At 44.5% G+C, this 26,345-nt stretch carries 19 protein-coding genes, 1 other RNA gene and 1 pseudogene; 12 read left to right on the plus strand and 9 right to left on the minus strand.

Annotated elements, in window-relative coordinates; genetic code table 11:
• Positions 1–54: 54 nt before the first annotated feature.
• Positions 55–1,548, plus strand: a complete 1,494-nt coding sequence (locus tag H9W84_RS07025; protein WP_239742677.1) for an alanine/glycine:cation symporter family protein — start codon at positions 55–57, stop codon at positions 1,546–1,548.
• Positions 1,549–1,638: 90 nt separating this feature from the next.
• Here H9W84_RS07025 and H9W84_RS07030 read toward each other — a convergent pair whose 3' ends face one another.
• Positions 1,639–2,805, minus strand: coding sequence for an MFS transporter (locus H9W84_RS07030; protein ID WP_239743715.1), 1,167 nt, complete (start codon positions 2,803–2,805; stop codon positions 1,639–1,641).
• Between the two features lie 484 nt (positions 2,806–3,289).
• On the opposite strand from H9W84_RS07030, the gene H9W84_RS07035 reads away from it, so the two are divergent.
• A complete protein-coding gene (locus H9W84_RS07035; RefSeq protein WP_239742679.1) occupies positions 3,290–4,306 on the plus strand; it encodes an alpha/beta hydrolase in 1,017 nt (338 codons plus the stop codon).
• 117 nt (positions 4,307–4,423) lie between these two features.
• On the opposite strand, the gene H9W84_RS12195 is transcribed toward H9W84_RS07035, so the two are convergent.
• Both H9W84_RS12195 and ffs read right to left on the minus strand, forming a co-directional pair.
• On the minus strand, positions 4,424–6,721 hold the full coding sequence (locus H9W84_RS12195; RefSeq protein WP_420846650.1) for a DEAD/DEAH box helicase: 2,298 nt from the start codon (positions 6,719–6,721) through the stop codon (positions 4,424–4,426).
• Positions 6,722–7,248: 527 nt separating this feature from the next.
• An RNA gene (gene ffs / locus H9W84_RS07045) (signal recognition particle sRNA small type) lies at positions 7,249–7,345 on the minus strand.
• 313 nt (positions 7,346–7,658) lie between these two features.
• On the opposite strand from ffs, the gene H9W84_RS07050 reads away from it, so the two are divergent.
• Entirely contained in the window at positions 7,659–8,468 is an 810-nt protein-coding gene (locus H9W84_RS07050) for an SIMPL domain-containing protein (protein WP_239742681.1), read from the plus strand.
• Positions 8,469–8,541: 73 nt separating this feature from the next.
• Here H9W84_RS07050 and pal read toward each other — a convergent pair whose 3' ends face one another.
• On the minus strand, positions 8,542–9,060 hold the full coding sequence (gene pal, locus H9W84_RS07055) for a peptidoglycan-associated lipoprotein Pal (RefSeq protein WP_050325105.1): 519 nt from the start codon (positions 9,058–9,060) through the stop codon (positions 8,542–8,544).
• Positions 9,061–9,310: 250 nt separating this feature from the next.
• Entirely contained in the window at positions 9,311–10,009 is a 699-nt protein-coding gene (locus tag H9W84_RS07060) for a DUF6231 family protein (RefSeq protein WP_420846651.1), read from the minus strand.
• Between the two features lie 105 nt (positions 10,010–10,114).
• Here H9W84_RS07060 and ilvD point away from each other — a divergent pair, with 105 nt between their 5' ends.
• From ilvD to H9W84_RS07090, 6 genes and pseudogenes are all read left to right on the plus strand, one after another.
• Complete coding sequence (gene ilvD / locus H9W84_RS07065; RefSeq protein ID WP_239742687.1) at positions 10,115–12,016, plus strand: dihydroxy-acid dehydratase; 1,902 nt, start codon at positions 10,115–10,117, stop codon at positions 12,014–12,016.
• A gap of 304 nt (positions 12,017–12,320) precedes the next feature.
• Complete coding sequence (alaS, locus tag H9W84_RS07070) at positions 12,321–14,993, plus strand: alanine--tRNA ligase (RefSeq protein WP_239742689.1); 2,673 nt, start codon at positions 12,321–12,323, stop codon at positions 14,991–14,993.
• A gap of 297 nt (positions 14,994–15,290) precedes the next feature.
• Positions 15,291–16,082 (plus strand): glutathione-dependent disulfide-bond oxidoreductase, encoded by a 792-nt coding sequence (gene yghU, locus H9W84_RS07075; protein WP_239742691.1) that lies wholly within the window; start codon positions 15,291–15,293, stop codon positions 16,080–16,082.
• Between the two features lie 228 nt (positions 16,083–16,310).
• Complete coding sequence (locus H9W84_RS07080; RefSeq protein ID WP_007115684.1) at positions 16,311–17,594, plus strand: aspartate kinase; 1,284 nt, start codon at positions 16,311–16,313, stop codon at positions 17,592–17,594.
• 318 nt (positions 17,595–17,912) lie between these two features.
• Positions 17,913–18,095: pseudogene (gene csrA / locus H9W84_RS07085) on the plus strand (carbon storage regulator CsrA); the annotation flags it as partial.
• Between the two features lie 275 nt (positions 18,096–18,370).
• Positions 18,371–18,745: a HopJ type III effector protein gene (locus tag H9W84_RS07090; RefSeq protein ID WP_099808227.1), complete on the plus strand. Its 375-nt coding sequence runs from the start codon at positions 18,371–18,373 to the stop codon at positions 18,743–18,745.
• A gap of 124 nt (positions 18,746–18,869) precedes the next feature.
• Here the strand turns inward: H9W84_RS07090 and tadA are convergent, their stop codons facing one another.
• From tadA to H9W84_RS07105, 3 genes are all read right to left on the minus strand, one after another.
• On the minus strand, positions 18,870–19,403 hold the full coding sequence (gene tadA, locus H9W84_RS07095) for a tRNA adenosine(34) deaminase TadA (protein ID WP_239742692.1): 534 nt from the start codon (positions 19,401–19,403) through the stop codon (positions 18,870–18,872).
• A gap of 16 nt (positions 19,404–19,419) precedes the next feature.
• On the minus strand, positions 19,420–20,136 hold the full coding sequence (gene ung, locus H9W84_RS07100) for a uracil-DNA glycosylase (protein WP_239742694.1): 717 nt from the start codon (positions 20,134–20,136) through the stop codon (positions 19,420–19,422).
• Positions 20,137–20,253: 117 nt separating this feature from the next.
• The gene (locus H9W84_RS07105; RefSeq protein ID WP_239742696.1) at positions 20,254–20,742 is read right to left on the minus strand and encodes a MaoC/PaaZ C-terminal domain-containing protein; all 489 of its coding nucleotides are present in this window, start codon (positions 20,740–20,742) and stop codon (positions 20,254–20,256) included.
• A 537-nt stretch (positions 20,743–21,279) separates the two neighbouring features.
• Between H9W84_RS07105 and nrdA the strand changes: the two genes are divergently transcribed.
• Entirely contained in the window at positions 21,280–23,568 is a 2,289-nt protein-coding gene (nrdA, locus tag H9W84_RS07110; protein ID WP_239742698.1) for a class 1a ribonucleoside-diphosphate reductase subunit alpha, read from the plus strand.
• Positions 23,569–23,749: 181 nt separating this feature from the next.
• On the plus strand, positions 23,750–23,938 hold the full coding sequence (locus H9W84_RS07115) for a hypothetical protein (protein WP_239742700.1): 189 nt from the start codon (positions 23,750–23,752) through the stop codon (positions 23,936–23,938).
• Here H9W84_RS07115 and H9W84_RS07120 read toward each other — a convergent pair.
• Positions 23,935–25,698: a mechanosensitive ion channel family protein gene (locus tag H9W84_RS07120; RefSeq protein ID WP_239742702.1), complete on the minus strand. Its 1,764-nt coding sequence runs from the start codon at positions 25,696–25,698 to the stop codon at positions 23,935–23,937. The genes H9W84_RS07115 and H9W84_RS07120 overlap by 4 nt on opposite strands.
• A gap of 202 nt (positions 25,699–25,900) precedes the next feature.
• Here H9W84_RS07120 and H9W84_RS07125 point away from each other — a divergent pair, with 202 nt between their 5' ends.
• Entirely contained in the window at positions 25,901–26,338 is a 438-nt protein-coding gene (locus H9W84_RS07125; RefSeq protein ID WP_036601311.1) for an HIT domain-containing protein, read from the plus strand.
• Positions 26,339–26,345: the final 7 nt, after the last annotated feature.

Below are 26,345 nucleotides of genomic sequence, written 5' to 3' on the forward strand. Positions count from 1 at the left end.
ATAGTCAAAAATCCTATGGGATTTTAGCTTTCTACGGTAGTGGGAGATAAGGTAATGCAAGATTTTGTCAATGCGATTAATGATTGGGTATGGAGTCCCGCATTAATCTATCTATGTTTATTGGTTGGTTTATATTTTTCAATTCGTGGTCGTTTTTTACAAGTGCGCCATTTTGGTCGCATGATTCGATTACTGATGGACGGCAAAAGCACCGATCAGGGTGTGTCTTCATTCCAAGCACTCGCTATGTCACTCGCAGGTCGTGTGGGTACAGGCAATATTGCCGGTGTCGCAACGGCGATTACTTTTGGTGGTCCTGGTGCATTATTTTGGATGTGGATGGTAGCGTTCTTGGGTGCCAGTACCGCATTCGTTGAATCAACGCTTGCGCAGATTTATAAAGAACGTGATGATAAAGGCTTCTTTATCGGTGGTCCAGCCTATTATTTTGAAAAAGCACTAGGGCAAAAATGGTACGCCGTGTTATTTGCGATATCGGCAATCGCCGCTTGTGGTTTATTGTTACCCGGTGTACAGGCCAATTCGATTGCTGAAGCGATGAACAATTCACTGGGTATCGCACCTAGTATTTCAGCCGCGGTAATTGCGGCATTACTTGGCTTTATCATCTTTGGTGGTGTCAAGCGTATTGCCTCCTCGGCTGAGTTGATTGTACCTTTTATGGCACTTGCCTATATCATCGTGGCGATTGTTATTATCATCATGCATATCGGTCAATTACCTGATGTGCTAGCGTTAATTTTCCGCTCTGCGTTTGGTATGGATTCTACATTTGGTGCTGTGTTGGGTCTTGCCATCCAATGGGGTGTGAAACGTGGCGTTTACTCAAATGAAGCAGGTCAAGGTACAGGTCCTCACCCATCGGCAGCCGCTGAGGTGTCACACCCAGCCAAACAAGGCTTAGTACAAGCGTTTTCAGTGTATGTCGATACGTTATTTGTTTGTTCGGCGACAGGTTTCATGCTAATCATTACTGGTATGTACAATGTACAAGACCCCGCCAACAAAGAAGCCTTCTTGTATCAAGGTGTTAGAGGCGTTGCCGCAGGTCCAGGTTACGTGCAAACTGCGATGGAAAACATCATGCCAGGTTTTGGCGCAGTGTTTGTGGCGGTTGCTTTATTCTTCTTTGCCTTCACCACCATCATGGCGTACTACTATATTGCAGAAACCAATATCCGTTATCTCACTCGTACCGTAAAACTAAATTGGGCAATCCCTGTACTCAAAGTAGTGATTTTATTTGTGGTAATTTATAGCTGCTTAAAAACCGCCGACTTGGCATGGGCACTGGGTGACTTGGGCGTTGGTTTGATGGCTTGGCTCAACATCATTGGTATCTTATTCTTGCAAAAACCTGCATTTGCCGCACTGCGCGATTATGAAGCACAGATCAAACAAGGCAAAGATCCTATCTATGATGCGCGCGCCAATGGCGTACACAATGCGCCAGTTTGGGATGAAATTTCAGCCAAGTACCGTAAAGAATTTGGTGAACATCCCAACCATGATCGCTTTGCACCCTAATTTTAATATGTGACTGCTTTAATGCTTTCACTTAACAGCCGTTAAAAAAAATAAGCCCCATTGACTGGGGTTTATTTTTGTGATGAATGATTATCTTTTGACTGGGATTTTAATTAGCCCAAAAAATGCAATCAGTAAGGCGATGACCTGTACAGCCAGCAGCGTATAGACTGTATATAGCCATTTGCCTTGTACATATGCCAGACCACACGCCCACGCCCCGATACTACCACCGATGTAGTACGCCATATAATATAAACCTGACGCCAGCGACCGCCCTTCTTTGACATTCACCGCGATATAAGTAATGGTCGCCGATTGGGTAATAAATACCCCAGTTGACATCACCGCAAGCGCCACAATCACCAAAGAGAGAGGCGCAGCCAGTGTCATCAGCACACCCATCATCGAAATCAACAAGGCCACGCGCACCATACGGGCAGCACCGTATTTGGCAATTAAACTACTTGCAATCGGTGTGACCACGACCCCAATCAAATACACCGCAAAAATATTGGCAAGCCCAGCACTCGATAGATGATAGGGTGCGTCTGCCAAGTGCAAATTGACATAGGTAAAACAGCCTACTAGTGAAAACAACACGCACGCGCCAAGCAGTCCTGCGGTCACCACATAACGGTTGCGCACATGTTTACTTAGCATGTGCAGCGCCGATGTAAAATTTGGGTTGGCATGAAAATGACGTGAGCGCGGTAATAACCAAGCCACCAAGCCAGCGCCTAACACCGTTAACACGCCCATGAACAAAAAGCCTTTTTCCCAGCCGATAAGCTCTTCTAAATGCCCCAAGATAAAGCGCCCTAAAAATCCCCCAAATACTGTACCTGAGACATAGTAGGACATCATTTTTGCCATCTCTTTGCCCGCGTACTCTTCCCCGACATAGGCAATCGTCACCACTGTAATGCCAGGTACCGCCAACCCTTGCATAAATCGCCAAATAACGATGCTAGAGAGTGAGTCAGACAGCCCAATCATCATCGTGGGTATTGCCATAAAGGCAATGGATGCCACAATGATATTTTTACGACCCACGGCATCAGACAACATCCCCATAAACGGTGACATGATGGCAATGGCAATCACCGTCGCCCCAACTGTCATGCCCACTTGCGTTTCGGTCGCTGAGAACGCTTGCATCATAATCGGCAAAATCGCTTGAATCGAATAAACCTGCAAAAATGCAAACGCGCCAATCATGCCAATCATGATTTTGACTATCAATGAGGGTGGCATTGTCGGTGGTTTGGCATTCGGTTGTTGAGAGGGCGGTTGTTGAGAAGGCGGTTGATTTTGCGGTTGGCTATGGGGTGGATTGCGGCTAGTTAAGTTACTGGATATTAGCGTGTTAGTATTAGCATCAGTGGAATGATTGGAAGAATCCAAATGCCCAGTGGCATGTTGTGGTTGAGACGTCATAGGTGACCTTTTTACAGAGTAGTGCCAGTCATAAAAATGCCTATACTAGCACTAAAGCGCGGTATTTATTGTTAAAAGAAGTTTAACCTTAAGCTGTAATCTTCAAAACCAATCACGTGAATTAAAGGTATTTAAAAACCCTTAAATACCAAATTTGGCGCCCTAGCGTGTAATATTTTTAACACATGGCTGTTTGTCAAAACATCCGTATTTTTCAAAACATGACTATCCAGCTATGACAAAATTGCAGTAATATTTAGCACATTGTGGAAGTTAACCTTAAAATCAATAGGATTGAATTATGCCGGAGAATTTAAAACAGCCAATGCCCGCTGCCATGCAAGCGTATTTGACACAGCTGCATCAAGTGATTGTTCCGTATCTGTTAGCGCAAGGGGTTAAGCCCAATGCCATCAACGCACGTGAAGCGTTAGCTAATTTGACAACTGCATTTGTCACTGACGCACCCAACATGGCAAAAATCATCGATACGGTGCTGGTAACGCCAAGCAATTTTCGGGGTTATAACGTACCACTTAGGCTATTTGTACCGAGCAACTGCCCCCTGCCAAATGAACAAGCAACGGCTGACGTGCCGGTAATGGTGTATTTTCATGGTGGTGGTGGCATGACAGGCAGTGTCACTGTGTATGATAAACTCTATAAAAAATTGGCTGAAGCGACAGGCTGTGTGGTGGTAGCGCCCGAATATCGCCTTGCGCCGGAAAACCGCTACCCTGCCGCGATTGATGACGCCCACGCGATTTTAACCTATTTAACAGCGACCCTACAGCAAGTCGGTTATGCCTGTAACGGCAAGCTTATCATAGCGGGTGATAGCGGTGGCGGAGCGATTACTGCCACCTTGGTGCAAGATTGGCTTGCCAACCGTGTGAGCACAGACTTAGCTATCACCCATCAAATTTTGATTTATGCCAGTCTAGACTACACCATGTCACAGCCCTCGATTGAGGAAAATGGCACGGGTTATTTACTGGAATCCAGCAAAATCCGCTGGTATTTTGACAATTATTTTTCAGCATATGATGACCGTGAGCTGAGCTCACCGTTTTGGACCGATATGGCTACCCTACTACATCATTCGCCGTATCAAGCCCCAAAGACACTGCACCTAACGTCTGGTTATTGTCCGCTGCGTGATGAAGATATCGGCTATCATGACGTACTAAAAGACGCAGGCGCGCCATCCCAACTCGTCCATTTTGCGGATATGCCGCACGCATTTTTGAATATGGAAAATCTGTGCCCTGAGCAATGCCAACAACTGTATCAATCCGTTGGCGAATTCTGCCAATAACCAAACGCCCCAAACACCTACACAGCCGGATAAAATTTGCCCAGTCTGATGACAAGCCAAAATAATCTAGCCAATAAAAAAGCACCCAATTAGGTGCTTTTTTTTACTGCTTATAACTTATAGCGGTTTGCCTGTGCTATTGCGGCGGCTACGTTTTGGCGCATCCCAACCATCTTGTTTACCAGCCGGTTTAGCGGATGGCTTGCTTGATGAAGCATAACGGTCAGACGATGACTTAAATCCTTCCGATCTTGACGATTTACCTGCAAACGGTTTGTCTGATTTTTTGAAACCCTCAGATTTAAACCCATTTGAGCGTGAATCACCCGCACGTTGACCCTCTTTTGCCGGATACGGTCTGTCGCTACGTTTTTTAAGCGGTTGACCGAATGTTTCTTCTACGATTGGACGTGGCTTGCGAGCGCGGTCATCACCACGAAACTCGCTAGAGCGGTCGGTCTTTTTGGCAAAAGGTTTGTCACCAAACCGGTCATTTTTTTCAAAGCGGTTAGGACGCTCGCCATGACGCTCACTGCTGTTACGGTCAGTGTTGTAACGTGGCTTATCACCTTGATAGCCTTTAAAGCCATCTTTGTTAAAGCTACGGTTATCATCGCGGCGACGATCTGCATACTCACCTTGGCGAGGCTCACGATTACCTTGGCGTGAATCACGGTCAAAATTTGGTTTGTCCGATGATTTAGCGGCGCGGTGAAAATCGCCCTGACTATTGCCATGACGGTTATCTGAATCACGATGACGACGCGGCGCACTCGCATCATCACGCCCAAAACGACTATCGCTGTTGCCTTGGTGACCTTTGTCAAAACGCTCACGTTTTTCAAAACGTGCCGAACTATCGTTGCTCGCTGATTTACCATAGCGTTCTTGGTTGTCAAAACGTGGCTTGTCCGCAAAACGACGCTCGCTCGAAGGTCTCTCGCTTGAACCACCAAAACGTTGTGAGCGACTGCCACGGTCATCACGACCGCCACGGCTATCACTGCCGCTGCGACCACGACCGCGACCATCACGACCATTAGGCTTACCACGACCTTCAAATTTTTCCACAAAACGCGGTTCTAAGCCTTCAACTTGCGCTTCATTGATATCACGTTTTAGGTAACGGGCAATATTGCCAAATTGACGACGGTCATCGCGGCTACATAGGTTGATGGCAATACCAGTACGACCGGCACGACCTGAGCGACCGATACGATGCACATAATCTTCTACTTGGCGCGGTAAATCATAATTAAATACATGGGTAATATTAGGTAAATCAAGACCACGTGCAGCCACGTCTGTTGCTACCACGATGTCAAATTTGCCACTGCGTAGATCTGAGACGATACGATTACGTTTGCTTTGTGGCAAGTCACCATGTAGATAACAGGCTTTGTGTTCCCATTGTTGTAGGCGCTCAGCGACTTCTTCACTACTGCGTTTGGTCGCGGTAAAGATAATCGCTTGACCACGCTCTGGGTCACAGATCAGGTGCTCTAATAATTTATTTTTGTGGTCAAAGTTGTCACAGAAGTACACTTTTTCATCGATGTGTGCGGTTTCAACTTTGATGTTGATACGCTCAGGATCTTTGGTAAAGCTTTCAGCGATTTTACCGACTGGACCATCCCATGTCGCAGATGACATGATGGTTTGGCGATGCGCGGGTGTGGCTTCCAAAATCGCATTGATGTCATCGGCAAAACCCATGTCTAGCATACGGTCTGCTTCATCAAGTACCAACATGGTCAAATCAGAAAGATTTACACGCTGGGCATTGATATGATCTAGCAAACGACCCGGCGTCGCCACGATGATTTGTACGCCTTTTTTTAGCGCGCGAATTTGACCACTGTATGCCGCACCACCCACAAGTGGCACACTGTACAAATCTTTCATGGCTGAGCCATATTTGCGGATACTGTCTTGTACTTGGTTAGCCAGCTCACGCGTCGGTGTCAAAATCAACGCTTGTACGACTTTTGGCTGTTGGCGACCACGTTTGCCACTTGCGGTCTTTTCTGCCGCTTTTTCTTTGGCTTGTAGTTCACTTAATTGATGTAAAATTGGTAATACAAACGCGGCCGTTTTACCACTACCTGTTTGTGCGGATAATAGCAAATCACGACCCGCTAATGCAGCAGGAATCGCGCGCGCTTGGATAGGCGTTGGTGTGGTATAACCCGTTGCGACAATACTTTTTAGTAATGAACCTGAAAGACCTAGTGCAGTAAAACCATTTTCGCTAGGGTTAGCATCGTCAGACGTTGTCGCAGTTGCTTCTGTGTCATCAACTTGGGTATTGTCAGTAGGCTGATTGCTGTTGGCTTGGCTATGGCTATGAGTATGGCTAAAAAAATTATCGATTGAGTTATCAGCAAAATCTGTGGTTGAATTAAAATCAGTCATGTAAGTCCTTAAAAAATAAGTTAATCAAAGTGTCGGTGGTAACCTTGATTGAAAACACGCAACAAGCAAAAGCCCTCAAGCTGACTGCACTTTCAAAATGGATAAGCAAAATGAATAGACAAAATTATCAGCTATCATTAATCACAAATATCGTGTTAATCGCTTTAAAGCATTGTAATCGTGTCTGTAAGACTTATTTTCACTATAAAAATAGCGACAAAACCTACTGTCAGACTTATCAAAACTTTTGAAACAGTAAAACCATCAAAAAGTTCGTATCGCGGCATTCACAAGAATGCTTAAAAAAATACAATGCTAAATATTAGGTTATCATCGGAAGATTATCAGCGCTTACAATGGTGCGCTTGATATATAGGCAGATGGATAAGCTAGATTAATTGGAAAATTGACGTTGCTCTTAGCGTTTAGGTAGCGTATATGAGTCATTATTGGTCAGTTTTCTTTCGCAATTAAAAAACTTACCAAGTGAAATAGGCATCAAAAACACCTACTTAAAAAAGTGATAACCCCACTAGCACATCTTCGGCACACTGGCTGGCTGCTACCGTTGCTACCTTCCGGTCCTGGCGGGGTTCACAGCAGCTAGTTGCGAAGCTACCAATGGGGTTACCGAAGCGGTATTCTAGAGAATTTGGCGACCAAATGCAAACTATTTTTATCCTATACACCAAATTTTTGTATTTATTTCACTTTTTCACACGCTAAACTATTAGCAAGCAACATTTGGGTAAATTTTTGTCGAACTTCTTACCCTTTTTCTACAATTCTTCCGCGGTAAATGTTACAAAATATTTTATAATGCCTATTCAACAACATATTGAATGAGCTAGTACAGTATTTTAATCAATAAAAGATTCATGCCAACCCATATAAAGAAGCACTAGAAAAAACTAGGAAAAAAACAATAGGAAACACTATGACACACTTAAGCACCGCGACTAACAATCATCCCAATCATGAAATCCATACCAATCCTACAATGACCAAACGTATTGCAGCCAGCTTGCTTGCTATGGCGATGCTATTACCTTTTACCAGTGTTTCAGCCGCTACCTACCCTGTGAATCCATCCCCTGCGAACTCATCAATGACCAATACTTTAAACTACGGCTTGCTTAACTTTGCTGCCTCAGCAAGTAAAAAAGTCAGCAATGACCAAATCAATGCTACCCTTAGCAAAACTGTGCAAAACAAATCAAGCAGTGAGGTGGCTAATCAAATCGCTACCACGTTGAACCAAGCGGTTGCCATCGCCAAAAAATACCCACAAGTGCAAGTCAGTACGGGCAACCAAACCACCTATCCGCAATATGATAAAAACCAAAAAATCATTGGTTGGACGGGGACTGCAAGCTTGAATTTAAAAAGCACCGATACAGTTGCCGCTAGCAAATTGATTGCTGAATTGCAAAGTTTTATGACGGTTGATGGATTAGACTTTAGCGTGTCTGATGCTGCGCGCAAAGCCACCGAGCAAGAATTGATGATGGAAGCTTCCAAAAACTTTCAGCGCCAAGCGCAAACGCTGCTGCCTGTTTGGGGTGCAAAAGGCTATCAGTTAGTTTCGTTGGAGTTTAGTCAAGGGGGCGATTATCGTGCACCGCGCGCGTATGGCAGCGTAATGATGCTAGAAGCCGCCAGTGCTAAAGTCGCTGACCAAAACTTCCAAGCGGGCGATAGCACCATTACGGTTACTGCCAACGGTACCGTACAACTGGTAAAATAAGCTGCTGTTAACCACAAAAAAACCTGTTGAATTAACAGGTTTTTTTGTTTGTCTTTTACTCACTAAGCAATACTTAGTAAGAAATTTCTGCACGGCGGTTTTTTGCCCATGCTGATTCGTCATGACCGGGATCGGCAGGTTGGTCTTCACCATAGCTGATGGCTTCCATACGTGAAGCTGATACCCCTGACGTAGCTAAGTAGGCTTGTGCGGCTTGGGCACGGCGCTCACCCAATGCCAGATTATATTCACGGCTACCACGCTCATCGGTGTGACCCGCAATAGCAACACGGGCGCTTGGGTTGGCTTGTAAGAATTGCGCTTGTTGATTTAACACGGCTTGACCTTGAGCGTCGATTTCACTGCTATCAAAGCCGAAATACACGGCATTTGGGTTAGCACCCGCGGCGGTGATAACTGACGTTGAGTTTGTTACCACAGCGCCCCCGTTATAGTAGCCTACGCCACCGGGAACGCCCATCGGCGCAACCACTACTTCAGATGTGTCGGTACGTTTGGCAGAACACCCTGTTAAGGCGATGGTTGCCATCATTGCAGCAGTGCTTACTACTTTTAGCATCGTTAATTTCATAGTCTTTCCTCAAAAATTATTATTTAACGCGTTTACCTATTTTGTTACTTTTCGATAGAGTAAATCAATCTCGCGCTTTTTGTAAACAGTGTTACTGTAAATTTTAGCCAACTTTTTCTCAAAGCAGTTTAATTTTTAGATTAAACAAGTAGCTTAAGAAATCACCTTTTATAAGATAAGTGATAACAACACAAACTGTCTAAAACAGTAATTTCTAAAACAATAATATTTAAATTTTTGTCTAAAACCGCTACCAGCGAAATTTATTCCATAGTTCAGGATTTGCCCAAAACTTGCTATTAAACCAATCTGGCAAATGTTTATAGTCAAACAGATTAAATTGCCATACTTGGTAGCTGGTTGCATGATGACTTTGGTCATTTTCCACAATCGGCTGCTCATGTAATCGGCTAAAACCAAAGCTCGCTACATCCACACCTGTTGCCGGCTCGGATAAGTTTTGCACTACCAAACAATGCTTGGCAAACAAGTCGCGACAGCGCTGAATGATTTGGGTATCGATTGCAGTATCGTTTGATAATATTATCACTGCCAAGTCATAGCGTTTGGCAAACCGATGTGCGATAAAATCCTGATAATCAAACGCTTCCCAGCTCACGGCTTGATCCATAGTTTCATCAATGGTTTGTATTTGGCTAAAAACCGACTGCGTGTCATTACCAATAATCAGCCCGGTGAACGGTTGATTTGATGATGCGGCATTTTTATCTTTGCTTGAATCTTGTTTGCTCAAATCATGTTTGCTTAGGCTATCTTTACTTAAAAATACCAGACTTTGTCGGATGACATCAGTAATGCTTAAGGTGGGATTGGTCAAAATAAAATCCTTTTGATGAGTTTTTATTAGATAATGTTGATAGATACGGCTGAATGATAGCCGTGATATAGCAATGATAAGGGTGGCTAATATGCCATTCTTTAAAACCAATTATAACTATCTATCATGAGCCATGACTAGCCCTTTTGGTCGAGACAGAGTACACTAAGTGCTAAATTTATCACTTGTATTGACTGTTAGAAATAAGGAACCACCATGCCACAATATCGCTCAAAAACCTCCACGTCTGGCCGCAATATGGCGGGTGCACGCGCACTTTGGCGTGCAACAGGTATGACAGATGAGGACTTTAACAAACCGATTATCGCGATTGCCAACTCGTTTACCCAGTTTGTACCCGGGCACGTACACCTAAAAGACTTGGGTCAGCTGGTTGCCCGCGAGATTGAAGCGGCAGGCGGTGTTGCTAAAGAATTTAACACCATTGCGGTGGATGATGGTATCGCCATGGGTCACTTGGGTATGCTCTATAGCTTGCCAAGCCGTGATTTAATTGCTGATAGCGTGGAGTATATGGTCAATGCCCACTGCGCCGATGCGCTGGTTTGTATTTCCAATTGCGATAAAATCACCCCTGGTATGCTGATGGCAGCGATGCGCCTCAATATCCCAACGATTTTTGTGTCGGGCGGTCCAATGGAAGCGGGTAAAGTATTGGCATCCACCTTGGGCGATGGGCATACCACCCATGAAACCGTGATGAATGAATTGGGTGAAAAAATTCGCAAACTTGACCTAGTCGACGCCATGATTGATGCGGCAGATGACTTGATTAGTGACGAAGATGTGGCACAAACCGAGCGCTCTGCTTGCCCAACTTGTGGCTCATGCTCAGGTATGTTCACTGCCAACTCGATGAACTGTTTGACCGAAGCCTTAGGCTTATCACTGCCTGGTAATGGCTCGTTACTTGCCACTCACGCCAAACGTAAAGATTTATTCTTAGAAGCAGGTCGCCGTATCGTGGCACTTGCCAAACGTTATTATGAGCAAGATGACGCCAGCGTATTGCCACGCTCAATTGCAACCAAAGCGGCATTTGAAAATGCCATGAGCCTTGATATCGCCATGGGCGGCTCAACCAACACGATTCTACATTTGCTTGCTGCTGCCAATGAAGCGCAAGTAGATTTTAAAATGGCGGATATTGACCGTCTAAGCCGCCGTGTGCCTTGTCTATCGAAAGTTGCCCCTGCGACACAAAAATATCATATGGAAGACGTGCACCGTGCTGGGGGTGTGATGGCAATTTTAGCCGAGCTTGATCGCGCAAACCTGCTGCAAACCGATGTCCCCACCGTTCATAGTGCTTCACTTAAAGCAGCGCTTAGCCAATGGGATATCATGAATCCTGATAATACCGAGGCACGTGAGCGTTATATTGCAGCCCCAGGTGGGGTACGCACCACGAAAGCCTTTAGCCAAAACAATGCGTGGTCCAATCTTGATGTCAACCGCGAATCTGGCTGTATCCGCAGCAAAGAATTTGCCTACTCACAAGACGGTGGTTTGGCGGTATTGTTTGGCAATATCGCTGAACGTGGTTGTGTGGTCAAAACAGCGGGCGTGGATGACAGCATCCTAAAATTTACCGGTCGTGCCCGTGTGTTTGAAAGTCAAGACGATGCCGTGGCTGCCATTTTGGCAGACCAAATTGTCGCAGGTGACATCGTGGTGATTCGCTATGAAGGTCCAAAAGGTGGTCCTGGTATGCAAGAGATGTTGTATCCGACCTCTTACCTAAAATCAAAAGGTCTAGGTAAAGCCTGTGCGCTACTTACCGATGGTCGTTTTTCAGGGGGTACGTCGGGTTTATCCATCGGTCACGTCAGCCCAGAAGCCGCTGAAGGTGGTACCATCGGTTTGGTCAATGACGGCGATACCATCGAGATTGATATCCCTAATCGCTCGATTCATTTGGCGATTGATTTTGCCGAACTTGAAAAACGCCGAGAAGCGATGGTGAGCCGTGGCAACCAAGCTTGGAAACCTGTCAATCGTGAGCGCCAAGTGTCAGCCGCCTTGCGGGCGTATGCAGCGATGACTACTAGCGCGGATACAGGCGCGGTACGTGATGTCAGTCAAGTAGAGCGGTAATTTTTTACTCCAAACTACATTGCTATAAAAAAATTGTCAAAAAAGAATTATCAAAAAAGATCGATGGTACTTATCGGTCTTTTTTTTATCCCCATGAAAAACGTTGCAAACCTCATACTTTTGCCCAAGGTTCTAGATTCAATGTGCATTTTATAAAAAGTATGGCTGTTAAAAGGTACGGTTTATAAAAGGTGCTATCTATAAAAGCATTATCCACATCGAATGAATTCTGCTAAAATACAATGTTTACATTTTTTTGATAATATATGCCAAATTTAATTTTGAAATATCTTAAGGAGCCGCTGTGAGCCGTCCGTTTTCTTCAGCCGATATACGTCAAGCTTTTATCAATTATTTTGCCGAAAATGGTCATACCCCAGTGGCATCATCGAGCCTAGTCCCACACAATGACCCTACCCTGCTATTCACCAATGCCGGTATGAACCAATTTAAAGATGTGTTCTTAGGGATAGACAAACGCGATTATAAACGTGCAGTATCGTCGCAAAAATGTGTGCGCGCAGGCGGTAAACACAATGACCTTGACAACGTCGGCTATACCGCGCGTCACCATACGTTTTTTGAGATGCTCGGTAATTTTTCGTTTGGCGATTATTTTAAACAACAAGCCATCCCATTTTGTTGGGAGTTTTTGACATCGGATCAGTGGCTTGGACTACCCAAAGATAAACTTTACGTGACGGTGTATCACACCGATGATGAAGCCTTTGATATTTGGCATAACGTGGTGGGCTTGCCTGTCGAACGCATCATCCGTATTGGTGATAATAAAGGCGGTCAATACCAGTCAGATAATTTTTGGGCAATGGGTGACACAGGTCCTTGTGGTCCTTGTACCGAAGTATTTTATGACCACGGCGAGCATATTTGGGGTGGTCTGCCAGGTACGCCTGAAGAAGACGGCGACCGTTTTGTCGAGATTTGGAACAACGTCTTTATGCAGTTTAACCGCCAAAAAGACGGCACTCTTGAAAAACTGCCTGCGCCAAGTGTCGATACCGGAATGGGTTTAGAGCGTATCAGTGCCATCATGCAAGGCGTGCATAGCAACTATGAAATTGATATATTTACCCATCTCATGCAGCACGCGGCGCAAGTGATTGGCTTGCCAAACGATATCGACTTACAGTCTGAGCCATCACTCAAAGTACTTGCCGACCATATCCGCTCGGTTTCCTTCTTGATTGCAGATGGCGTACTGCCAAGCAATGAAGGTCGCGGTTATGTGCTGCGTCGTATCATCCGCCGCGCGGTTCGTCATGGCAACAAATTAGGTGCTAATGACAACTTCTTTTATAAGCTCGTCGCGCCACTTGCCCAAATCATGGGCGATGCCTACCCACAGCTTCGTGAACAGCAAGCCAACATTGAGCAAGCCATCTTAAAAGAAGAAGAACAATTTGCCAAAACCTTATCACAAGGTCTCAAACTGCTATCACAAGAATTAGATAGCTTAAAATCTGGCGATACTTTATCGGGTGCAACGGTGTTTAAACTGTATGACACGTATGGTTTCCCTGCCGATTTGACTGCCGATATCGTGCGCGAACGCGACATCAGCATTGATGAAGCCGGTTTTGAACAAGGCATGGCGCAGCAACGCGCTCGCGCCCGTGAAGCGGGTAAATTTGGCGTTGATTACAACCAATTGATTCAAGTTGACAGTGCCACTGAATTTTTGGGGTATGACAAAGCAGAACACAGCAGCACTATCACCCATTTATACCTTGAGGGCAAATCTGCTGAACAATTGCAAGAAGGTGATGAAGGGGTCATCGTATTATCGGCAACGCCTTTTTATGCTGAAGGCGGTGGCCAAGCGGGTGAATTGGGTGACATCCAAACCGAAACTGGCGTATTTGAAGTTCAGGACACCAAAAAATCTGGTCAAGCCATCATTCATTATGGCGTGGTTAAAATGGGCAGTATTCGCCAGGGTCAGTCAAGCGAAGCGCGCGTGGCAAGCCAAGTACGCGCCATGAGTGCCAAAAACCACTCCGCCACTCACCTACTGCACGCCGCCCTTCGTGAGCATCTTGGCACAGGTGTCACCCAAAAAGGGTCATTGGTCAATAGTGAGGTGTTGCGTTTTGACTTCTCGTATGACAAAGCCTTGACTGAGCAAGACATTATCACCATTGAAAACATCGTTAACCAACAAATCCTTGCCAACCAACCTGCCACTATAGAAATGCTCAGCATGACGCAAGCGCAAGACAAAGGCGCGATGGCACTGTTTGGTGAAAAATATGGTGACACGGTTCGCGTATTGTCGATGGGTACGATAGATAAAGACGGCAAGCCTTTTTCAATCGAGCTATGTGGTGGTCTGCATGTACAACGCACGGGTGATATCGGCTTATTCAAAATCGTCAGTGAGCAAGGTATCGCGGCAGGCATTCGCCGTATCGAAGCGGTGACAGGCATGGGCGCAGTCAAATATGTGCAGCAAGGTGAAAAACAGCTCAATCAACTTGCCAGTCAGCTCAAAGCCAAACGCGACGAAATCGCCGACCGTGTCAATCAAATGACCGACAAAACACGCGACCTTGAAAAACAACTTGAGCGTTTGCAGCAAAAATTGGCCAGCAGCCAAGCCAAAGACTTAATCAACAACGTGCAAGATATCAATGGACAAAAAGTGCTGATTGCAAGCTTACCAGGCATGGATGGTAAAGCATTACGCACGATTGCCGATGACATGAAGTCAAAATTGCATGATGGCATCGTGGTGCTCGCGGGCGTAGCTGACGATAAAATTGCCCTGACTGCCAGTGTCGGCAAAGACTTAACCAGCAAAATCAAAGCGGGTGATATCATCAAACACTTAAGCGAGCAGCTTGGTGGTAAAGGGGGCGGTAAACCTGACTTTGCCCAAGGCGGCGCAAGTGATGTCGCAGGATTGCCAGCCGTATTAGAAGCGCTACCAAATTGGTTGGCTGAGCGACTTGCCTAATTAAAACTATCCCTAAAAAAACGCCGAATGACTTATTCGGCTTTTTTTATGGGGTTATTTTTTTATGCGGCTATATTTATGCGGCTATATAAGGCATGAGTTTAATCAGGCTTAATCAAAGCGCCGTTTACTTTAGCCAAACATTCGGTATCATAAAGCCTAAAGCACATTGTGTATAATCGTCTCTATAATCGCATTTATAGTCGTGTCCATAATCACATCTGACATCTTATCAACCAACGAAGCTTTAAATCACACTTATAGCTTTAAAAAACTTATAATCAACAAGGAAACATCATGGACAATCATTACCAGCCCCCCAAAATTTGGACAAATGATAGCCAAAACGGTGGCAAATTTGCCAGTACCAACCGCCCCACCGCAGGAGCGACCCACGAGCAACATTTACCGATTGGTAACAACCCTTTGCAGCTTTACAGCCTTAACACCCCAAACGGTATCAAAATCAATATGTTACTTGAAGAATTGGCAGAGCTCGGTATTGAAGGCGCACAGTATGATGCCTTCAAAATCGACATCATGAATGGCGACCAATTTGGCTCAGATTTTGTTGCCATCAATCCCAATTCTAAAATTCCTGCACTGGTGGATAACAGCGTTAATCCACCGATTAAACTGTTTGAATCAGGCGCTATTTTGCTATACCTTGCCGAAAAGTTTGGGCAGTTTATCCCAGCAGACACCGCCAAACGTGCCGAATGTTTGTCATGGCTGTTTTGGCAAATGGGCGCTGCGCCGTATGTCGGTGGCGGCTTTGGGCATTTTTATGCGTATGCCCCAGAGAAGTTTGAATATGCTATCAATCGCTTTACCATGGAAACCAAACGCCAATTAGATTTACTCGATCAACATTTAGCGACTCACACGTTTATGATAGGTAATGACTACAGTATCGCGGATATCGCGATTTGGGCATGGTATGGTCAGTTGGCACTGGGCAAATTGTATAACGCTGGCGAGTTTTTACAAGTGCAAAACTACACCCATCTACAACGCTGGGCAAAAAACCTGCATGACCGTCCTGCCGTGCAACGCGCTATAACCTTACCCCTACAACCGATTGCCTAAACTGATAACCTTTGGTTCACGATAACCCTGCAATTTTACGCCAGTCATTTGGGGATTTTTGGCAATTTTGCCTTGCCCCAAAATTGGGAAATATGGTATAAAGTACCGTTTAATTTACGTTTCGTGACATTGTAAACAATCTGCTAAGCGATCCATCAGGCACTTGGTATGGCAAGTCTTGGATAGCGATGGCAAACAACGTGCACGATATTATAGGGTGTATTGACAATGGCTTTAATCGTACAAAAATACGGTGGTACGTCGATGGGTAGTGTCGAACGTATCAAAAATGTGGCACAGCGCGTCAAACGTTGGCATGACAATGGTCATCAAGTGGTGGTTGTCGTCTCTGCCATGAGTGGTGAGACCAATCGCTTGATTGATTTGGCACGTCAAATCAGTAAAGAACCGAATGCTCGTGAATACGACCAAATGGTGTCAACCGGTGAGCAAGTATCAATTTCTTTACTTGCTATGGCATTAAATGAAATTGGTGTGAGCGCCAAGTCAATGACGGGCGGACAAGTGGCGATTCGTACCGATGATAGTCATACCAAAGCCCGTATTCAACATATCGATGATAGTCAGCTTCGCGCCGCACTCGATGCTGGTATGGTAGTTGTAGTGGCGGGTTTCCAAGGGGTGGATGAAAAAGGTGACATTAACACCTTAGGTCGGGGTGGCTCGGACACCACAGGCGTTGCACTGGCTGCTGCCCTATCTGCCGATGAATGTCAAATCTATACCGATGTCGACGGCGTGTATACTACTGACCCACGGGTGACACCAAAAGCCAAAAAATTATCAAAAATTACCTTTGAAGAAATGCTAGAAATGGCAAGCCTTGGCTCAAAAGTGTTGCAAATTCGCTCGGTTGAATTTGCCGGAAAATACCAAGTACCACTGCGTGTTTTATCCAGTTTTGATGAAAACGCCGATGGTAAATTTGATGATGATTTTAAAAAGAATGTAGGTACATTAATTACCACCGATGAGGGAGACAGCATGGAACAACCAATTATTTCGGGCATCGCCTTTAACCGTGACGAAGCTAAAGTATCTATTTTAGCAGTACCTGATCGCCCGGGCATTGCCTCATCGATTTTAAGCCCGATCAGTGCTGCCAATATCGAAATCGATATGATTATCCAAAACATCGCAGAAAACGGATTGACCGACTTTACCTTTACCGTTAATCGTGGTGACTTTGATAAAACCCTAGCGATTTTGGGTGACAATCTTGCTGAGATTGGCGGCAAAGAAATCGTGAGCAACAACAATGTGGTTAAAGTATCACTGGTAGGTGTTGGTATGCGTTCACATGCAGGCGTGGCAAGCAAAATGTTTGAAACACTGGCAGAAAACAACATCAATATCCAAATGATTTCTACCAGCGAAATCAAAATCTCGGTACTGATTCAAGAAGAACAACTGGAGAAAGCGGTTAAAGCGTTACATACTGCTTTTGGTCTTGACCGTGAAGACGGTGAAAGCAAGGTTGCTGGATTATAAGAAATTTGTAATTCTCCACAAAAACAAGGTTAATATCTGCGTTTTGCGGGTGTTAACCTTTTTTTTACTTAAACATTTCGTTTATAATGGCATCTCGTTTATTGGGCACAAACGCAACTGACCCCTCAATGCCTATTTTGACTGTTGGCAAATAGCCGCCAAGCATAATGAGTTCGCTTAAATTATGCCTTTGCAGTCTGTCTTTAACGTATCATTGGGCAATGATACATGATAATATATTTGACGAATTTAGCTAATTTATCGTTGAATCATCACAGGACATTGATGGTACTTGTTGCGACATAAGGAGTGTGACGCATGTTAATTTTGACTCGCCGTGTTGGCGAAACGTTAATGATAGGTGACGAAGTCAGTGTCACCGTACTGGGTGTAAAAGGTAACCAAGTCAGACTGGGCGTCAATGCGCCAAAAGACATTGCCGTACACCGTGAAGAGATTTATCAAAGAATTCTGCATGAACGGACTGGGCATGAACGCATGGGTTATGAGAATCACCCAGTCGATTTTGCCGCCCATGATAGAATGGGTCAAGACCGCAGTGGTTTTGGGGCAGCCAGTCATGAGGCCTTTCCCCAAGAGCGCAGTAAACCCTCTCAACCACGCAACAGCGGTCAGCAAATGCGTCATTTAGAAAACCGTGTGGAAAACCGCGGTTTTGGTCAGACCAACAATAATTTTAACCCAGCTTTTGATCCGTTTGAGGACGATTATTTTAATCGTTAATGACGGTCGCTATTTTGACTTTTGGAGTAACTATGAGCGCTATTGATAAGCTAGAACTATCAAAACTATTAGCTAAACTAGAAAACAAATCGCTAGATTTTGCTTCCGTGCTAGCTATCATCGATAGTTACTATGACTATCGCCCAACTGAGTTTAACAATGGCGAAGTGCATAATGCGGCTGGCGAAAATGAAGGCAGTGCAAAAGTGTTTGGCTTTGCGCTACTCAACCATTTGACCCAACAAGATACGCTAAAACTGTTTGCTGAGCACTATGACAGTGTTAAAGCAGAGCCAAAAGGTACAAACCATGCCAATATCCGTAACTTTAGCTTTTTTGGCTGGCAAGGCTTTTTGATGCAGCGTAACTGTTTAACGCCAAAAGCATTAACACCAAAAGCGTCATGACATTCTCTAACATGCTTTAGTCTAAAAATCCAACTGTTTTTTGCGTCAAACAAGGCAGCCGATGGGTTGCCTTTTTTTATCCAATGGTTTTTATTTTAAAGAATGGTTTTGAGAGACTCATTGGTTATTGGTTTGTCCTTAACTGCTGGCGCATTTGTTTTTTTTGCTCACGGCGATGGCGAAAAAAATCCTGCAATAACGCGCGACTTTGCTCAGCCATTAGCCCCTGTTCTACGGTCAAAAAATGATTATAGAACGTCACTTGGCTAAAATCCTGCTGGCTGACAATCATGCCTGCTTTCGGCTCTGTCGCTGCAAACACCAAGCGTGATACTCTGGCGTGAATAATCGCTCCTAGACACATGGTGCAAGGCTCAAGCGTGACAAACAGTTCACAATCCGCTGGCAGACGGTAATTATCAAAATATTGACACGCTCGCCTTATTGCCACTATTTCGGCGTGGGCAGTGGCATCATGACTTAAAATCGGTTGATTGTAGCCTTTGGCTATGATGGTGCCTTGATGCACAATCACCGCGCCCACTGGCACTTCCCCCAGCTGTCCGCCCTCGGCTGCAACGTCAAGCGCCGCTTGCATAAAGGCGTCATCGCTGTCATAAAAGCCGCTTTTATAATAGTCATGCTCACTTGCACTCATTATGATACCACCCAAACTACTGTGGCAACTGCCAATCTATCGGGCTTTTGCCGTGGGCTATCAGATAATCATTGGCTTTGGAAAAAGGACGGGTGCCAAAAAAACCACCCCGATTGGCACCAAGCGGTGATGGATGCGTGCCTGTAATGATTAAATGCTTAGATGTATCAATAAAACGGCCTTTTTTCTGCGCGTAACTCCCCCATAGGATAAAGACACAGTGCTCGCAGTGCTGATTAACTGCCTCAATCACCGCATCAGTGAACGTTTCCCAGCCAATACGCTGATGACTGCCCGCCTGCCCTGCTTCTACAGATAACATACTATTGAGTAGCAGCACTCCTTGGGTCGCCCAATGGGTCAAATCGCCATGTTTTGATGGGGCGATACCCAAATCGGCGGCAAGCTCTCGTAAAATATTTTGTAGACTCGGCGGTTTGGGGATGGCTTTGGGCACAGAAAAAGATAACCCCATCGCTTGTCCTGCGCCATGGTACGGGTCTTGACCCAAAATCACTACTTTAACCTGCGACAAAGGCGTCAAATTAAACGCATTGAACATCTGACTACCTGAGGGATAAATCACTTTTTGCGCATGATATTGTTCTCGCAAAAATTGGCGAATCTTATCCATATTGCTGCTCGTTAGTTCTGTCGCCAAGGCGTGCTTCCAATCGTCCGGCATTTTGACATTGGCTAAAATTTGTTGTTGTTCAGGGGTTAATGTTTTCATGGTTTATCTGCTATCAAAAATTATAAAAAAAGCCAAAGAATCTCTTGGCTTTATTGTAGCAAATAATTGTCGTCAATAAGCGGAACACTTCAATGCTGTCTATTTTATACCGACTAATTACTCTGAAAAAGTTTGACGCAGGGTAAAATCTTCTAATTTGACCGCTTCACGGCTGCTCTTTTCAGTAGGGGGAATTACTTGTGCTTCGCCTGTCACTACTGCTTTACCGTCTTGATTGGTCACTTGGCAATCTAACACCACCCATTTTTTGCTATCGTCTTTACTTTTCACGGTCAAGGTCGCGGTTAAAGTATCATCGATATGCACAGGACGACGGAAAGACAAACTTTGGTTCAGATAAATTGTCCCTAAGCCTGGAAATTTGGTACCAATCAAGGCTGATAATAGACCTGCTGTCCACATACCATGCGCAATCACGCCTTTAAACTGGCTTTGCTCGGCATACTCATCATCGAGATGCGCAGGGTTGTAGTCATGGGTAACAAGCGCAAATGCTTTGACATCATCTGCGGTCACTTGCCGGGTCATACTGGCAGTTTGCCCGATAGTTAATTCCTCATAGGTAAAATTACTAAAAGTTGTCATTGTCCGTCCTTTTGTTCTTGTTGATTAATTTCATAAAAACCAAGATTAAAAAATCGTTTTTATGGTTTGACTATAAGTTTGACTATAGCATAAATTTTTCAAATTTTTATGACAATGACTACGCATTCATGAATCCATCTGACTTCAACAATTACAAATTTTTTATCTTTTTGCTTGACTTGATGAACTGCTAATAAAATCAAGCGTCTAGGATTTTTGCAGAAAAATAGGCAAAAAATTGAAAAAAATACAAGCTAGAATTACAAATTTTTTTACGCTATATTGTGCGAAATAATAAAACAACCCCTAGATATAGTAGTTTTTTGCAAGACCTTGCAATAATACGGCAATGACTTTGCGATGCTACATACGTGATGTAGCTTTGGCTCAAAAGCGATATTTAAAAGCGGCACACACACTCACTATACTTTCGGTTAGCTGTTTTACTTGGCATTTTTATCTCACCACCTCTCACTCAGCGCCTTTTTAATACATACAGATATGACGTTGATAAACAGGTAAAAAAAGGAACGTATTATGACTCGTACTGAAGATATCCTCGTGCAAAAACGCGACGGGCGTTTGGAAAAAATTGATTTGGATAAGATTCACCGAGTCATCGAGTGGGCAGCAGAAGGGCTCGATAATGTGTCTGTTTCGCAAGTAGAAATCAGCTCACACATCCAGTTTTATGACAAAATCACCACCAAAAGCATCCATGAGACCATCATTAAATCAGCCGCGGATTTGATTTCTGCAGCAACACCTGACTATCAGTATTTGGCAGCGCGATTGGCAATTTTTCATTTACGCAAAATCGCATTTGGTCAGTTTGAGCCGCCGCATTTGTTTGACCATGTCACCAAACTGACCCAAGAAGGTCGTTACGATGCGCATATTTTGCAAGACTTTAGCAAAGAAGAATTTGATATACTCAATGACTATATTGACCACAACCGTGATTTGAGCTTTGCGTATGCCGCCGTCAAACAAATGGAAGGCAAATATTTGGTGCAAGACCGCGTCACCAAACAAGTCTTTGAAAGCCCCCAATTTTTGTACATGCTCGTCGGTATGTGCCTGTTTGCCAGTTACGACAAACAATATGATAAGGCGGCGCGATTAGATTATATCAAGCGCTTTTATGACACCACGTCCACTTTCAAAATCTCACTACCAACGCCAATCATGTCGGGCGTGCGTACCCCATCGCGTCAGTTTAGCTCATGTGTACTAATTGAATGTGATGATAGCTTAGACAGTATCAATGCCACCACCAGTGCCATCGTGCGGTATGTGTCACAGCGTGCCGGTATTGGTGTCAATGCGGGTCGTATTCGCGCATTAGGTAGCCCAATTCGTGGCGGTGAAGCGCAGCACACCGGCTGTATTCCTTTTTACAAACTATTCCAAACTGCCGTCAAATGCTGTTCACAAGGCGGCGTGCGCGGTGGTGCAGCGACCTTGTTCTACCCGATTTGGCATTTAGAAGTGGAAAATCTGCTGGTGCTCAAAAACAACCGCGGCGTGGAAGACAACCGTGTTCGCCATATGGATTATGGCGTACAAATCAATAAAACCATCTATCAACGTTTGATTAAAAATCAAAACGTGACCCTGTTTTCACCATCGGATGTACCAGGTTTGTACGATGCTTTCTTTGCTGATCAGGCCGAGTTTGAGCGTTTGTATGAGCAATATGAGCAAGATGAATCTATTCGCAAACGCAGTGTGCCGGCGCAAGAGTTGTTTAGCCTGATGATGCAAGAGCGTGCCAGCACGGGTCGTATCTATGTGCAAAACGTTGACCATTGCAACACCCACAGTCCGTTTGACCCAAGTGTCGCGCCAATTCGCCAATCCAACCTATGTATGGAAATCGCGCTACCGACCCAACCGCTTGACAACATCAATGATGAAAGCGGTGAAATCGCCCTTTGTACGTTATCAGGCATTAATTTGGGTGAAATCAATCAATTAGAAGACATCAAAGAGCCAGCGGAACTGATCGTGCGTGCGCTAGATGCCTTGCTTGACTACCAAGACTACCCTGTCACCGCTGCTAAAAATGGCTCTATGAAACGCCGCACGCTGGGTATTGGTGTCATCAACTATGCCTATTATCTTGCCAAAAACGGTACCAAATATTCAGATCCTACGGCGCTGGGTTTAACCCATCGCACTTTTGAAGCCCTACAATATTATCTGTTGGTGGCGTCCAATAAACTGGCTAAAGAGCAAGGTGCTTGTCCTGCATTTGGCGATACCACGTATTCACAAGGTATTTTACCGATTGATACGTATAAAGCAGATATTGATGCGATTTGTAATGAGCCGCTTCAACTTGACTGGGAAGCACTGCGTCACGATATCAAAACCCACGGTCTTCGCAACTCAACCTTGACCGCCTTGATGCCATCAGAAACCTCTAGCCAGATTGCTAACGCAACTAATGGCATTGAGCCACCTCGCGGTCTGGTATCTGTCAAAGCATCAAAAGACGGTATTTTAAAACAAGTGGTACCTGAGATTGATAAGCTCAAAGATCAATACGAGCTATTATGGCAAATGCCAAATAACAAGGGTTATTTGAGCCTAGTAGCGATTATGCAAAAATTCATTGACCAAAGCATCTCAGCCAATACCAACTACGACCCAACCAAGTTTGAAGATAGCCGTGTACCGATGAAGGTGATGATTCAAGACTTGTTGATGGCGTACAAATTGGGCGTTAAGACGCTGTACTATCATAACACCCGTGATGGCGCAAATGATGCCCAAGACGACCTAGAAAATGGCTGTGCTGGCGGGGCTTGTACTTTATAAAAGAGTACTTAGGGATAATACTGATGGATTATCCCTAGTTTTTTATTCAGTGATTTATGTTCAGTAAATACAAACAAAAATGGCATAACCCATTAAATTGATTAATTAAATTATTTCAATGTAACATCTAGGCTTTTATTATTAAAAGCCTAGAAATTTTTCTTACATAGGATATTTGAACTTGAAAAACCCGTTGATTGTTTATGCCATTTTACTGATGAACCTTACCTCGTGTGCTTCTTTACCGCAAACATACGACAGTCCGATTCCTGTCTATGTTGACTTGGGTGATGCGATACCTGCCACCACCCTGCCCAATTCAAATTCAAACTCAGATTTAAAAACCAATGTCAAAACTATGAGTCACTAAGGCTTGGTATCAGGCTTGTCCGATTGTGCCAGTTTTTCTGACCCCGCCACTTTATCTTTCACAGGTACAGTATTAGCAAAATTTGAATAGGTAATATCAATCGGTTTGCCCATCATCACACGGCTGGTCGGTAACGCATTTTTGAGACCCACTTCTTTCATCATCTCCGCGATTTTTAAAATCATATCAGTTTGTTTTTGATTAAAATCCATCGCCCCTTTCACATTGAGATAGCATCGCACTTCAACCAGATAAGCGTCTTGCTGAGTGCCAGAGATACGCACTTGATTCCACACACTGTTGGTGTCCGGATGATTGGTGATATAAATTTGTGTTTGCTCCATAAATTCACGTAATTTATCGATGTCGCTATCGCGCGAGATATAGAACACTTGCGAAAAATGAAACATATCGCGCTGTGAGACATTTTCAATACTCATCGATGAGAAGTTACCATTGGGAATCGTTACCACCGTGCGATCGGTGGTGCGCAGACGGGTGGAGCGGATACCAATGTCTTCAACCGTACCTTCTTGCGTGCCAAAGCGGCAGTAGTCGCCCACATTGACAGGCTGGTCAGCAACGACCGATACACTGCCGACTAAATTTTCAACCGTTTTTTGTGCACCCAACGCCAACGCCACACCACCAATCCCCAATGCGGCAATACCTGTGGTTAAGTCGTAGCCTAGATTACCCAAAATCACAATGGTCGCAATCGCAATCAAAATCAATTTTACCACTTTTCGCAGCAGATTTAGGACAGATAGCCGCTCTGGATGATGGTTATTGCTGGCATAGTTTTCTGCACGTTTAAAAATCAAATCCAAAATACGTAAAATCAACCATACCATGGATACCCAAGATAAAATATCGGCAAGGTTGGACGCCATATTGCGCACAACCAAATTAATACCCACCAAAATCATGGCTTCTTTGATAATCACCGCTGTCAGCACCATTGCGGCAGGCACAACCACGCGTCCATCAATCGGAAATTGCTTTTCTTTATCTGGGTGGGTCGCTAGATAAATTCGCGTGATAATCATATATAAGATTTGGCTAATCAATAGACAGGCGAGATAAGTTGCTATCATGAGCGCAATCACTGCCGCAATGTGCCCAAGACTATAGCCTTTAATATCTTTCTCAATCCATTGTTTGGGAATATACTTTTCTACTAGTGTCGGCTGGGTAACGAGTGATAACGACGCAACTTCTTGCAAGGTTTGTTGTGAAATCAGCCAAATATTGGTGCCGTTAGATTGTTTGACACGCTGCATTAAGATATCGATACTCTTTTTGTCAGCGGTGGGATTGTTGATCTCCCCGACCTTATCGAGATTGGGCGCTAGTTTGTCATCGAGATTGCCGGTAGGGTCATTGCTAATTTGTAGCTGCTCGTTGATGCGTCCGCCGCTATCGAGTGCCGATTTTAAAGATTCGAGCGTGCCACTGGGGTCTTTGGTAGAACTTAAATCCACATAACGGCTCGCGAGCATCCAATCACTTTTTGCCAAGGCTTGAATAAAGCCTTGCACGCTGCCGCGCGGGGTGTCACGCCCAAAGGTATCTTGTGGGGTTGCCGTGCTGTTGGCACTACTGGCTGATTTGCTGCTATCAGCCGCCCATACCGTGGTGGGTTTGACACTGGTGATAACCATGAGCAAGGCAAACAATGCCATCATAAAACAACGGCGGTATAAAGATGGTGCATCAGCATGACGCTGACATTGGTTAAGAGACTTTGACAACTGCATAAACTTCCCAAAATTTTTAAAACGCTAAAACATAGTTAGGCTAAATAAACGGCCTTGATTTATGTTTTAAGAAATCCTAAATTGCAATGCGCTTATTCTGAATAAAGTATTTCGTCTTGTAGGTATAACTGCTAAAATACGCGCATTATTTGATTTTATCAGTTTTAAATTCCAAAAACACTTTTAAATGCATTGAGTTATTATGTTTAATTTACATCCACAACTAGCAAAAGATACTTTTTTGGTGGGCGAATTTCCGTTATCTACTTGCCGCTTGATGAACGACTGTCAATTTCCTTGGTTGATTCTAATTCCGCGTGTACCCGGTATCAAAGAATTATATGAACTGTCCGCCAGTGACCAAGCCCAATTTTTACGTGAATCTAGCTGGCTATCAAGTCAGCTTGCCAAAACTTTTCAAGCCGACAAAATGAACATCGCCGCGCTTGGCAACCAAGTACCGCAATTGCATTTTCATCATATCGTGCGCTACCAAAATGACATTGCTTGGCCCAATCCCGTATGGGGCAATCCAGCCATCCCCTATACCCCTGAGGTGCTCAGCCATATGCAGCAGACACTGATGATGGCACTGCGGGGTCATCGTGATATGCCATTTGATTGGCAAATGAACGTCTAAAAAAATT

The organism is Moraxella tetraodonis, from assembly GCF_022359095.1.
GTDB classification, from domain to species: Bacteria; Pseudomonadota; Gammaproteobacteria; order Pseudomonadales; family Moraxellaceae; genus Faucicola; species Faucicola tetraodonis.

Excerpts from the sequence above, each read along its gene's own strand:
- nrdA (WP_239742698.1), top strand. The coding sequence starts at position 21,280 with ATGACTCGTACTGAAGATATCCTCGTGCAAAAACGCGACGGGCGTTTG.
- H9W84_RS07105 (WP_239742696.1), bottom strand. The coding sequence starts at position 20,742 with ATGACAACTTTTAGTAATTTTACCTATGAGGAATTAACTATCGGGCAA.
- ilvD (WP_239742687.1), top strand. The coding sequence starts at position 10,115 with ATGCCACAATATCGCTCAAAAACCTCCACGTCTGGCCGCAATATGGCG.
- H9W84_RS07030 (WP_239743715.1), bottom strand. The coding sequence starts at position 2,805 with ATGCCACCCTCATTGATAGTCAAAATCATGATTGGCATGATTGGCGCG.
- H9W84_RS07120 (WP_239742702.1), bottom strand. The coding sequence starts at position 25,698 with ATGCAGTTGTCAAAGTCTCTTAACCAATGTCAGCGTCATGCTGATGCA.
- tadA (WP_239742692.1), bottom strand. The coding sequence starts at position 19,403 with ATGAGTGCAAGTGAGCATGACTATTATAAAAGCGGCTTTTATGACAGC.
- pal (WP_050325105.1), bottom strand. The coding sequence starts at position 9,060 with ATGAAATTAACGATGCTAAAAGTAGTAAGCACTGCTGCAATGATGGCA.
- H9W84_RS07035 (WP_239742679.1), top strand. The coding sequence starts at position 3,290 with ATGCCGGAGAATTTAAAACAGCCAATGCCCGCTGCCATGCAAGCGTAT.
- yghU (WP_239742691.1), top strand. The coding sequence starts at position 15,291 with ATGGACAATCATTACCAGCCCCCCAAAATTTGGACAAATGATAGCCAA.
- H9W84_RS12195 (WP_420846650.1), bottom strand. The coding sequence starts at position 6,721 with ATGACTGATTTTAATTCAACCACAGATTTTGCTGATAACTCAATCGAT.
- H9W84_RS07125 (WP_036601311.1), top strand. The coding sequence starts at position 25,901 with ATGTTTAATTTACATCCACAACTAGCAAAAGATACTTTTTTGGTGGGC.
- H9W84_RS07080 (WP_007115684.1), top strand. The coding sequence starts at position 16,311 with ATGGCTTTAATCGTACAAAAATACGGTGGTACGTCGATGGGTAGTGTC.
- H9W84_RS07090 (WP_099808227.1), top strand. The coding sequence starts at position 18,371 with ATGAGCGCTATTGATAAGCTAGAACTATCAAAACTATTAGCTAAACTA.
- H9W84_RS07050 (WP_239742681.1), top strand. The coding sequence starts at position 7,659 with ATGACACACTTAAGCACCGCGACTAACAATCATCCCAATCATGAAATC.
- ung (WP_239742694.1), bottom strand. The coding sequence starts at position 20,136 with ATGAAAACATTAACCCCTGAACAACAACAAATTTTAGCCAATGTCAAA.
- H9W84_RS07025 (WP_239742677.1), top strand. The coding sequence starts at position 55 with ATGCAAGATTTTGTCAATGCGATTAATGATTGGGTATGGAGTCCCGCA.